Origin of the sequence: Fibrobacter sp. (assembly GCF_045112255.1) — a bacterium.
In the GTDB taxonomy this organism is placed as follows: domain Bacteria; phylum Fibrobacterota; class Fibrobacteria; order Fibrobacterales; family Fibrobacteraceae; genus Fibrobacter.
Genome location: NZ_JBGUHR010000060.1, coordinates 72,989 through 82,078 on the forward strand (window position 1 = coordinate 72,989; position 9,090 = coordinate 82,078).

The 9,090-nt window shown below is 50.7% G+C and carries 16 protein-coding genes; 4 read left to right on the forward strand and 12 right to left on the reverse strand.

Annotated elements, in window-relative coordinates:
- Window positions 1-2: 2 nt before the first annotated feature.
- Genes ACJMM9_RS08600 through ACJMM9_RS08650 form a run of 11 tightly spaced genes read right to left on the reverse strand, consistent with a single transcriptional unit; the run spans window position 3 to window position 5,678 of the window.
- Complete coding sequence (locus ACJMM9_RS08600) at window positions 3-281, reverse strand: hypothetical protein (RefSeq protein ID WP_405325777.1); 279 nt, start codon at window positions 279-281, stop codon at window positions 3-5.
- A complete protein-coding gene (locus ACJMM9_RS08605; protein ID WP_405325778.1) occupies window positions 281-595 on the reverse strand; it encodes a hypothetical protein in 315 nt (104 codons plus the stop codon). The genes ACJMM9_RS08600 and ACJMM9_RS08605 overlap by 1 nt, the downstream gene beginning before the upstream one ends.
- Before the next feature lie 46 nt (window positions 596-641).
- Window positions 642-998 (reverse strand): hypothetical protein, encoded by a 357-nt coding sequence (locus tag ACJMM9_RS08610; protein ID WP_405325780.1) that lies wholly within the window; start codon window positions 996-998, stop codon window positions 642-644.
- Complete coding sequence (locus ACJMM9_RS08615) at window positions 995-2,392, reverse strand: hypothetical protein (RefSeq protein ID WP_405325782.1); 1,398 nt, start codon at window positions 2,390-2,392, stop codon at window positions 995-997. Before ACJMM9_RS08615 ends, ACJMM9_RS08610 begins: the two co-directional genes overlap by 4 nt.
- Window positions 2,392-2,523 carry a hypothetical protein gene (locus ACJMM9_RS08620; RefSeq protein ID WP_405325784.1) on the reverse strand — a complete coding sequence of 44 codons (132 nt, stop codon included), beginning with the start codon at window positions 2,521-2,523 and terminating at the stop codon, window positions 2,392-2,394. The genes ACJMM9_RS08615 and ACJMM9_RS08620 overlap by 1 nt, the downstream gene beginning before the upstream one ends.
- Window positions 2,520-3,029 (reverse strand): hypothetical protein, encoded by a 510-nt coding sequence (locus ACJMM9_RS08625; RefSeq protein WP_405325786.1) that lies wholly within the window; start codon window positions 3,027-3,029, stop codon window positions 2,520-2,522. The genes ACJMM9_RS08620 and ACJMM9_RS08625 overlap by 4 nt, the downstream gene beginning before the upstream one ends.
- A gap of 8 nt (window positions 3,030-3,037) precedes the next feature.
- Window positions 3,038-3,448, reverse strand: coding sequence for a hypothetical protein (locus ACJMM9_RS08630; protein WP_405325788.1), 411 nt, complete (start codon window positions 3,446-3,448; stop codon window positions 3,038-3,040).
- A 6-nt stretch (window positions 3,449-3,454) separates the two neighbouring features.
- The gene (locus tag ACJMM9_RS08635; RefSeq protein WP_405325790.1) at window positions 3,455-4,573 is read right to left on the reverse strand and encodes a hypothetical protein; all 1,119 of its coding nucleotides are present in this window, start codon (window positions 4,571-4,573) and stop codon (window positions 3,455-3,457) included.
- Between the two features lie 8 nt (window positions 4,574-4,581).
- Complete coding sequence (locus tag ACJMM9_RS08640; RefSeq protein WP_405325792.1) at window positions 4,582-5,013, reverse strand: hypothetical protein; 432 nt, start codon at window positions 5,011-5,013, stop codon at window positions 4,582-4,584.
- Between the two features lie 15 nt (window positions 5,014-5,028).
- Entirely contained in the window at window positions 5,029-5,253 is a 225-nt protein-coding gene (locus ACJMM9_RS08645) for a hypothetical protein (protein WP_405325793.1), read from the reverse strand.
- Complete coding sequence (locus ACJMM9_RS08650; protein WP_405325795.1) at window positions 5,250-5,678, reverse strand: hypothetical protein; 429 nt, start codon at window positions 5,676-5,678, stop codon at window positions 5,250-5,252. The genes ACJMM9_RS08645 and ACJMM9_RS08650 overlap by 4 nt, the downstream gene beginning before the upstream one ends.
- Here ACJMM9_RS08650 and ACJMM9_RS08655 point away from each other — a divergent pair.
- Together ACJMM9_RS08655 and ACJMM9_RS08660 are read left to right on the forward strand one after the other, a co-directional pair.
- Window positions 5,677-6,768 carry a hypothetical protein gene (locus ACJMM9_RS08655; protein WP_405325797.1) on the forward strand — a complete coding sequence of 364 codons (1,092 nt, stop codon included), beginning with the start codon at window positions 5,677-5,679 and terminating at the stop codon, window positions 6,766-6,768. The two genes, ACJMM9_RS08650 and ACJMM9_RS08655, sit on opposite strands and share 2 nt — an antisense overlap.
- Window positions 6,765-7,160 (forward strand): hypothetical protein, encoded by a 396-nt coding sequence (locus tag ACJMM9_RS08660; protein ID WP_405325799.1) that lies wholly within the window; start codon window positions 6,765-6,767, stop codon window positions 7,158-7,160. Before ACJMM9_RS08655 ends, ACJMM9_RS08660 begins: the two co-directional genes overlap by 4 nt.
- An 11-nt stretch (window positions 7,161-7,171) precedes the next feature.
- Here the strand turns inward: ACJMM9_RS08660 and ACJMM9_RS08665 are convergent, their stop codons facing one another.
- The gene (locus ACJMM9_RS08665; RefSeq protein ID WP_405325800.1) at window positions 7,172-7,663 is read right to left on the reverse strand and encodes a hypothetical protein; all 492 of its coding nucleotides are present in this window, start codon (window positions 7,661-7,663) and stop codon (window positions 7,172-7,174) included.
- A gap of 76 nt (window positions 7,664-7,739) precedes the next feature.
- On the opposite strand from ACJMM9_RS08665, the gene ACJMM9_RS08670 reads away from it, so the two are divergent.
- Both ACJMM9_RS08670 and ACJMM9_RS08675 read left to right on the forward strand, forming a co-directional pair.
- Window positions 7,740-8,333, forward strand: a complete 594-nt coding sequence (locus ACJMM9_RS08670) for a DUF5662 family protein (protein ID WP_405325802.1) — start codon at window positions 7,740-7,742, stop codon at window positions 8,331-8,333.
- Between the two features lie 37 nt (window positions 8,334-8,370).
- Entirely contained in the window at window positions 8,371-9,078 is a 708-nt protein-coding gene (locus ACJMM9_RS08675; protein WP_405325803.1) for a hypothetical protein, read from the forward strand.
- Window positions 9,079-9,090 lie beyond the last annotated feature (12 nt).

The window sequence follows — 9,090 nt, forward strand, 5'->3', positions numbered from 1 at the left end:
TCCTAGTAGCGGATAAGTCCCGGCATGCACTCGTCGAATTCTTGGTGGTACTTGCCGTTGTCGCCAGCCTTCATGGCCTTCTTGATAAATTCAATGGCGGTTTCCTCGGTTTCGAACAACGGATCGCGAACCAGCGGACTGTACATCGTCATGGGCCCCATGACGACTTCGGCGTACCAGTAGTCATACGGCCTCCAGAGGAACCAGCCGGGCTTCCACTGGGGAAGGTAGCCGTCCTTGGTCTTCTTGACTCGGTGCCTCTTGTCGATGTATGTCGGCATCAGTCGTCGTCTCTCTCTTCGAAGCGGATGCAGAACGGCTCGTCGTAATCGTCGCACCATTCGGTGTCCAAGTCGAAAAGGCCAGTCTCCTTGACTTCCTTGATGACGATCTCGAACACTTCGTCCATCGTGGCGTCCTTGCTGAGGTGTTCGGCGTAGTCGTGCGGAACGCACTTGATGCTTCCGCCAGTAATCTCGTCGAACTTCTTGCGGAACTTCGCCTTGGCCTTCTCGAAATCCTGGCCAGCGTAAATGATCTTGGGGACTGGCAAGCCAGCCCAGTATTCTACGTCTGCAATAACATAAGTACTCATAGGTGTTTCACTCCTGATAATTTGTTTGATACATTTCTTTCATGGGCTATCCTTTCAAGAACATGTCAGAAAGAATCTTCCCAAGCGCAGCTTCCTCGGTTATGGTCTCGTGAAGAACATCGCTGATGTATGTCTTGGCTCGCATGTGGGCACCGATTCGGTATGTCGTGCCATAGTCTACGGGCAGCGTGAAACCGTCGTCGTCATTGCGGAACTCAACCACATTTCCCTTGAACATGACGTCCATGTGTACCCAGTCGTCATACGTGTCTTTTAAACGCCATAGTTCTATCTTGCGGCTGCCGCACCATAGAGTGACCAAGTTTCGCGTAGGCGAGTATTCGACTGAGTCGAAATCTCCGGTGAACGTGTCACCGTGCATGTATCGGATACTAATCTTCATTGTTCGATGCCCTTATACTTGGCGAACTGCTGAATATCGTCCAGCCGTTCCTTCAAGTGCTTGATGCCGCTGAAGCCCACTTCCTTCTGTCTTGCTCGGCCACCTTGAATGATCATCTGCTTCTCGTCATCGTGCTTCTGGGCCTCGTGGAACCATTCGTACGTGCCACACATGACGGTGAACTTGGCCGGAACAACGTATTCTAACAGCAAGCGGTCGTTGTGCCCGGTGTAGTAGATGCGCACCTTGACGGACTTCTTCGCCCAAGTGACCTTCGACCCCTTGACCTTGGGGAACTTGTACGGAATGCTGAGGAACGCGAGGTAGTGGTCGATGTGCGGATACTCGACGCACCAGTCCTCCGTCTCGTGGAGGAATTCTGCGCCTTCGAAGTATTCCGGAAGCTTCGTGTTGTAACGGCGCTCGAACAGACTGATAAGGTTCTTGGTGTGGCGTTCGATGACCTCGTCCTTACGTGCCGCAAGAATGCCGTCGACGTTCTTGGCCTCGGCAGAACCCTTCGGATAGACGGGGCCGTCCTTCGTCCAGCTTGTGGCCGTACGCCAGCTGTCTGGCATGCCGTGGCGCTTGGCTTCCTCGCCGTACACGTCGAGCATGCGGTTCCACGAGGAGCTGACGATACCGACTGCGGTCTCCAAGTCCGTCTCGATGTAGAAGTAGGTGTTGATGGAGCCCTTGAGGCAACCAGTGAACTCAGGGAACATCCGCTGCATCAATTCGTTCTGGCGAGAATGGTGCTCGTACACGCAGTAATTGACGAGTACGGTACGGCGGGAAGTGATGCAGAAGCCGTAATGCATTTCGTCAATGTCCTTGCTCAGCGAGAAGTCGTTGATGTATGAGTTGTACACAAGCACCGGATGATCCTTCGATAAGGCACTGCATAGGGACATTTTGTCTTGCGGCATGGCGACGAATCGGTCAGCGTCCAAGTGTATGTCGGTGAACGCATAGGGAAGCAATGCGGCTCTCGCCTTCTCGTAGAACTCCTTGTTGCCTGGGATGGTCAGCCATTCCTCGACCAGCATCGGCAGCGTACCAGCCTTCGCTTCGTCGGTATCGAGCTTCGTCACGGAGTTGAGCCAGAGGTCGAAGTATTCTCGGTCGAAATACTTGCTGAAGTCGAACGTCCGAGTCTTTCCGCCGTAGGTGCAAGAAATGCCAAGCTCTTGCTTGTTCTTCTTGACCGGAATGTCGAAGGAGATCGGCGAGCCTTCCCTCGCGCCCTCGTAGTGGAACGTTGCGATGTTGTCGTCCACGGTGACTTGGATGAGCTTCACGTCGCCTTCTTTCTCCATGCGGTTAAGGAATCCTAACGCGCACTGTCTGTACTTGGCGGCCTTAATAATCTCGTTGTCCTTGTAAACCTTCATTACTTTATCTTCCTTTTTGGTGCCTTGGCTGGGTTTCTGCTGAAGTCCTCCATACACATGAGGAATCCGTACTGATCCGTCACGACCTTCTGTCCGGCGGCCCTAATTCTTGCAATTTCGATTGCGCTCATTTCTCGGTCTCCTTGTCCCAGTCCACCCATTCGCCTTCTTCGCGTTCATACAGATTGTTCCACCAGCTATGACGGATACTGATGTTGTAGTTGACCTTGTCCTTACTGGCCTCGACTGCGGCGGCAATAGCCTTGTCCTTGTCGGTGAAAGTCTCTTCGTAGTCGCCGACAAGCCCATGGGCGTCTGGGTACTCGTACCGCAGTTGGTACTTGTGCTGCGATCGCTTCCTCGCTTCCATCATTTCGGTATACGCCTTGTACTGCGTCACGATGTCTGGATGGTTCGCCTTGAGCCACATGTCGAAGTCCATCTCCTTGTAGTTCGGATTTCCGTACGGCTCGTAGTATTGACCGCATGCCAGCTTGTTCGCCTGTTCGGCACTGAACAAATAGATTCCACACTGGTTCGGTTTTATTTCGTCGGACGGAGAACGGTGACAGCAGAATGTAGTCTCGTTGACCCATCGTCCGTACAAGCAAGTGGAGCAGCATCTTTTCTTTTTCATGGCAACCTCTATTTGTCTGTGTACGAAGACAAATCTAGCAATAATTTTTCGGACTTCGTGATCGCCGGAGTGCTGGTGACGCACGAATACACTTGGTAGTCCCTAGTGACATAGAGCCACAGAGCCTCGTTGTCTGCACACTTTTTGCGCTCTTTGTCGAGGTCGAATATCCCAGATATCCCAGAAAGGCGTTCGGAGACCATATAGTCCAGCTCTTCCTTCTCTCGGTCGAACTGGATGGACAGTGACGCATCGGTTGGATCGATGGCGTTCCACAGCTTGGAGGCTTCCGACCCCTTGAAGTAATAATAGTCCCATGTAAAGACCTTCCGCTCACCTTTGAAAAGGAGAATGGTCTTCTTGTCGGGGCCGTAGGTCTCGAATAAGCGGTCGATTTCTTTAGTGTACTCGTTGGTCATGCCGCCCTACTCTCTGTAGACATAGTTCTGTTGTTCTTTAGGAATCCACCTATCCACCCAAGCCTTGATGTCGTCGGTAACTGGCTGGTGGAGCTGGTCTCGCCAGTGCCAGATGAACTGGCGGACTTCGGTAGCCTTGTCGAAACGGTGGTCGAGCACGGTGTCGAGCAGTCCGTACTTGTAGAGGAGGACGTCCTCGGCAAGATGGCTGGCATACCTGATTTCGTCTGGAATCTTGTCGTCCATACGGTCGAATTCGTCTGCGGTGTACTTCTTGCCCTTGTAGTAGAGAGCGTCACGAGACACGGCGAAGTTGAGGTCAGGAAGCGCACTGCAGAAGTCACTCGCGTCCTTGTAGGCGTCGATGAACCCTTGGCGGAACTTGCAGTTCTTCCGCTTGCCGACAGTGTCGTAGAGGATGTAGCACTTGACGATACCGAGCTGGTCTCTCTTGTCCTTGTAGGACGCAATGTCCGGATAAGTGTCGTAGGGACGCAAGTCCGTCTTGAGCAGCGGTTCGCTCTTGAAGGTCTCCATTTCGGCTTGCAGATCCTTGGCGTACTGGACGAACTCGTCGTAGAAGCCGTTGTCGCCGTACGTAGTCACCTTGCACTTGTAGTTGATGCCGCGCTTGTGGCTTGGGATGCCGAACTCGATCGAGAGGTTGATCGTGCGGGACACCTTCTTTCCGTAACCGAGGTTGCGCTCGACCGTAATCCACGAGAAACGCGATATCAGACTGCACGGCGTCTTCTTCAGCGTCGGATGGCCTTCAATAACCATTTCGCGGAGCTTGTCGAAGGCGACATCGAGGTAGCCGTACGGATGCCAGCAGTACTGGGCCGGGGAGCTGTTGCCAGTGTTGAAGTCGGTCGAGACGACGTGGAGCATCTGCATGCCCTTGATCCAGCTACGCAAGTACTCGCGCAAGACGTCCTTCCAGTCCATGTCGCGGAGACGCTTCATGATTTCCTTTCCGCGCTTGGTAAGCATCTCCCCAGTATGGAAATCGTGGAGATCCAGTATCTTCGGAGAGTAGTAGGCCGGATCCTCCGGCGTCCTTGTATCGAAGAACTCCCTACGCAATTCTTCTTCGGTCTTGCACTGGTCTTTACTTCTTATCATACAGTCTCCTATTCGTTATATGGAATCTTGTACGGTTCTTCGACAGTTATATCTTCCACTTCATACAAGATCGCTACACGAAGGTTTCCTTTATGATTAGCTACCAGCAAAACACAATCGGTTTCGCTCTCGTCATACTCTTCGTCAGTATGCGGAAGTCCGACCTGTTCATGCCAGCCAGCAATCCAGATAAGATGATCGCAACGGATACCAAAAATGTATTCGTCTGGCATTAGAACACACCCAGAACATCCATTCGGATGAAATGAACCTTCTCCGAGAAGACCGCGTGTAGAAACATCTTCACCTTTAAGCAGATCTTCAACGACAACATTCTTTAAATTGGTTGGTTTCCATGGGCAACCAGTGGCCCGTAATTTCCAATAGTCGGGTTCTCGAAGTACTCGTCGACTAGCATAACTATCATCTGGTAATGACATATTTAATCTCCTTTTTTAAGAGTCGTGCTCGATGATGTAGCTCAGAATCGCCCACGAAATGAACAGTAGGACGAACGTGGACGTGATGCCGATGAACGTCGCAGTCGTGAACTCGTCGCTCGGCATCGAGAACACCCACAGAATGTCGATAACCATGCCCACCATGCTGATGAAGCACACCACCGAGCGCAGCAGCTCGTTACCCGGCTTGAGGAACCAATGTTTAAGTTTCTTGATCATTTCTTCTCCGTCGCGCTTTCGTCCCAGCTGTACTCCACCAGCGCCATTTTGGACTTGTCGAGTAGACTGACTTGGTGGACGACGACCGCTTGCTTAGTGATGATGGGAGACCGATAGTCAAAAGTGTCGCCGTCGTCATAGATACGTATCGGTTCGACGTCCGCCCTTGACCGCATGTGCTTGTTCAAGAAAGGTCTCTCGTAGAACAGCCCCAGCCATACTTGGTCGCCGACCTTGCAGTGTACGATTAAGCTATTCTTCTGTTCACGGCTCAGCCTCAGGACTTGCGCCCTCGCCTCGTGATGGATTTCTACGTCGTTGTCGACGTCTACCCTAGTGTGGTTGTCAAACATAGTTGTGTCCTTTGTGTGACCCGAAATATAGCAAATACGCCTATGCCAGTCAACTGATAAACTACCGAGCATGAAGGATTTCGCCGATTATCTCAGCTCTCTGCCAAGGACTCCGGTCACGGAGGCCGTCACGGCCCTGTATGAGAACACGCATACAGACCGTGCGGTGAGAGTCAACAAACTGCTAACCGCGTTTTTAAACGACTTCCGAGTCGAAGTCGAAAAGTTCATACGTTCAAAGCTAGAGGAAGAGATTCAACGTATAATTGAACGCCGTGTACTGAATAACCGACACTTGACCGATAAAGAACGCGACCAGCAGATCAACGAGATTCGTACATACGAAGTCGTAGCATTTTCTACCATAACATTAACATGCGCTGGCATGAAATGTGTACTATTGTTCAATGGTCAAGATGAAAGATATAACGCATGCTGCACCCGTGACAGCGAGATCTACATCAACGTATACAAGTGCATCGACGACGCGGAAACCGAATACGCCAATTATGACTACGACGCTTTGTTCAGTGACCAGCAATATGAAGAAACTGACAACGATAGAATCTATGCGAACATGTGTGACAATCTATTGGAACAGTGCAAAAAGTGGAACAAGATCTTGGTCACTTCGCAAAATGTCGACGATGTCATCAAAGCGTTGATTGACTTGTCACGATCCGCGAGTCTGGTCGACACGCTCAGACACGAGCTTACACACGCAGACCAGCACAGCCATCCAGACCAAAACTCCTATAGCAATGACGAATTCGACTATGACCGTTATATGGCTAAACACATGCCGTCAGTAGACCGATCCAGTAATTCGTACATAGATAAGTACCATAGCATATTCCCGTGGGAAATCGATGCGAAAATCCAAGAGCGAGTAACCGACATTGTCAAGAAGAACGCTAACGCAAGCATTACGGATATAGCAAAGGAAATCTATGACTGGGCGGTGTACAAGATAAAAGATCTTGGACTAGATACTCCGGAACGACGCAAGCAGTGCTGGCAAACTGCCGTGGCACTGGCCAGATCGGCACGGTACGCCACCAAAGAACATGGCTCAGTGCCACAAGAATGGACTGGCCATAGCGAGGAGGAACAGCAGTCTATGAATAAAATAATAAGCCACTTGGGAGATTATCCGGTATGACGCAGAAACCAAATGATTTCGGTAGCTATCTAGCCTCGCTGCCGCGAACCCCATGTGTCGAAGCCATAATCGCTCTGTACGAGTCTGTGGACAACTCAACGTCAGTGTTCAAAACCCTTGAAGAACTTCGTGACTACCTCGACCGTGCCGCATACGGCACATTCGAGAGCAGCGAGTACGACCAGTACGAACAAGAACCGTACGGAAGTCTGGAGGATATCAAAGAAGTCGATATGGCGGACTTCGTCAAGGACATGTCTGGCATGAACCACGACATTCAGTCGCTAGTCGGACAGCCGATCGACGACAAGACTTTGGATCAGCTGGTGTACGACTGGTTCGTCTGCTTGCACACAAGAGGCGCAGTCGGCTGGCAGTACAACTGGAACTAAGGAATACTGACCTACTGGAAGCATAGGAATGTCGGTTTCTCGTTAGAGCTTGCTTTCCAGATGTGCCAGCATTGACCACCACACATATCGTTCGCCTCGTAACTGATGGAAAATCCGTTGTCGTTGAGCAACCTTGCCAATGTCGCCAGACGACCGTTCTGTGTGATCAAGTATAGGTCTCCGTAGATTGCGCAGTCCCAGTTCTGGAATTCGACGCAACGTGAGTGCTGTATTACGCTATGCGAGTGGTTAGGCGTGTTGAAGTACAGTTGCAATTCTGAAAGTACACGGAGTTCCATTTCGTCCGGCGTGGAAAGCTTGGTGACTAGTTCGGTAGAGTTTAACCGTTTCTTGAACGATTTCATCAGCTTGTCAAGATCCTTGCCGATGTAGTCAAGCCCTAATTCGTCCTTCATCAATCCGAACAAGCAGATGGCAAATAACGGCACGATAATCATGCCGAATGTCTGGAGTTTCGTAAATACTTCTATTGAATCATCCATTTTGTACCTCTGCTGTCGAATATAATAAAATGCAATGAAATTGTCACTAGTTAAACGGTTTACTATATTTCCAAATATGAAACTGAAGATATTGCGACTGTTCCAAGTAATCAAGTATTCGCTCAAGTACCGTAAACGCACGAAGAAACACATCGCCCGTGTGCAGCACTTCTATTACAAGCTGCTGGAAGGCGGATTGATACCGTCTCCAGACATCGACATCATCCGGCTACTGGATCACGACAAGGACAAGCTGAAGCTCAGAAACCTTGTCCGCCAGTCGTTCAGGTATCTGCCGGAACCGCTGTCATACCGAGAGAAGCTGGCTATCCATAACGTGGTCATGGAGCACATCAAGTCGAACCTACACCACTGCGAGTACTGGAACGACGGCGACTACGCGACCGACGGCAACGACTGCACCAAGATGGAAGATACTTATCTGTACGAAATGTGCGCCGACTGGGCCGCGACGTCGGAAGAGAACGGCAACGGCCTGATGGATTGGTACTGGAAGGTCGTCAACAAGAAGTTCTTGTTCTCTAGTAGACAAGTCGAAATCATCCGCCCGGTATGCGAGTACTTGTCCGAACTCGTCGATCCGAATATGAAGCGCGAGGACGAAATGACGCCAGTGAAGCTGTCGCAGCTTGGCGTGAGAAACCATTAACAGACATTGGCGTTGCTGTGTGTATAAACTGGGTGGTATGAGTATAACCACCAATGAACCGTATTCCGCAGTCGTGTCTTTAACGTCATGGCGCGGTAGAATCTATTCCGAGATCGTCCAGCTCGTGCTGTTCTCATTGCTCAAGCAGAAGACCAAGTACCGCTACAAGGTAGTGCTTGTGCTGTCTACTGACGAGTTCCCTAAGAAGGAAGCCGAACTCCCGGCCAACATCGTCAAGCTGGTCGAGAAGGTGGAGAACTTCGAGATACGCTGGTGCAAGAAGAACTCACGCGCATTGAAGAAGATATACTCGATGGACTACTATCCGGACTTGCCAGTCATCACCACCGACGACGACATCATCGTGAAGGACGACTTCGTGGAATCGTTCATGAATGCGCATACTCGTTATCCGAAGGAGATAATCTATGCACATGTATGGGACTTTCCAGCCAATCATGAAATCAAGATAAGCGGCTGGGCTAGGCTGTTTCCTCCGCATTCGCTGTATCCTCTGGACGAGAAGCTGTTCGACAAGTGCTTCTACGGCGTCGAGGACGATGTCTGGAACGGAATCCGTGTTTGGCTCGCCGGGACTAAGGTTAGGAAGCTTGGCGTGTGGCCGTTCGTAGAACAGATTCCTATTGGGGATACCGCGTTCTTTAGGGTGTACTCGAAGATTAACGCCGAGGAGTGCTATAAACGGTTGATGAAGGAGCTGAATAAATTTGTGAGGAAGAACTAATAGACATACGGT

Coding starts and splice junctions, on each gene's coding strand:
- ACJMM9_RS08605 (WP_405325778.1), bottom strand. CDS start 595: ATGAGTACTTATGTTATTGCAGACGTAGAATACTGGGCTGGCTTGCCA.
- ACJMM9_RS08660 (WP_405325799.1), top strand. CDS start 6,765: ATGACGCAGAAACCAAATGATTTCGGTAGCTATCTAGCCTCGCTGCCG.
- ACJMM9_RS08635 (WP_405325790.1), bottom strand. CDS start 4,573: ATGATAAGAAGTAAAGACCAGTGCAAGACCGAAGAAGAATTGCGTAGG.
- ACJMM9_RS08655 (WP_405325797.1), top strand. CDS start 5,677: ATGAAGGATTTCGCCGATTATCTCAGCTCTCTGCCAAGGACTCCGGTC.
- ACJMM9_RS08650 (WP_405325795.1), bottom strand. CDS start 5,678: ATGCTCGGTAGTTTATCAGTTGACTGGCATAGGCGTATTTGCTATATT.
- ACJMM9_RS08645 (WP_405325793.1), bottom strand. CDS start 5,253: ATGATCAAGAAACTTAAACATTGGTTCCTCAAGCCGGGTAACGAGCTG.
- ACJMM9_RS08620 (WP_405325784.1), bottom strand. CDS start 2,523: ATGAGCGCAATCGAAATTGCAAGAATTAGGGCCGCCGGACAGAAGGTC.
- ACJMM9_RS08670 (WP_405325802.1), top strand. CDS start 7,740: ATGAAACTGAAGATATTGCGACTGTTCCAAGTAATCAAGTATTCGCTC.
- ACJMM9_RS08610 (WP_405325780.1), bottom strand. CDS start 998: ATGAAGATTAGTATCCGATACATGCACGGTGACACGTTCACCGGAGAT.
- ACJMM9_RS08630 (WP_405325788.1), bottom strand. CDS start 3,448: ATGACCAACGAGTACACTAAAGAAATCGACCGCTTATTCGAGACCTAC.
- ACJMM9_RS08625 (WP_405325786.1), bottom strand. CDS start 3,029: ATGAAAAAGAAAAGATGCTGCTCCACTTGCTTGTACGGACGATGGGTC.
- ACJMM9_RS08615 (WP_405325782.1), bottom strand. CDS start 2,392: ATGAAGGTTTACAAGGACAACGAGATTATTAAGGCCGCCAAGTACAGA.
- ACJMM9_RS08640 (WP_405325792.1), bottom strand. CDS start 5,013: ATGTCATTACCAGATGATAGTTATGCTAGTCGACGAGTACTTCGAGAA.
- ACJMM9_RS08600 (WP_405325777.1), bottom strand. CDS start 281: ATGCCGACATACATCGACAAGAGGCACCGAGTCAAGAAGACCAAGGAC.
- ACJMM9_RS08665 (WP_405325800.1), bottom strand. CDS start 7,663: ATGGATGATTCAATAGAAGTATTTACGAAACTCCAGACATTCGGCATG.
- ACJMM9_RS08675 (WP_405325803.1), top strand. CDS start 8,371: ATGAGTATAACCACCAATGAACCGTATTCCGCAGTCGTGTCTTTAACG.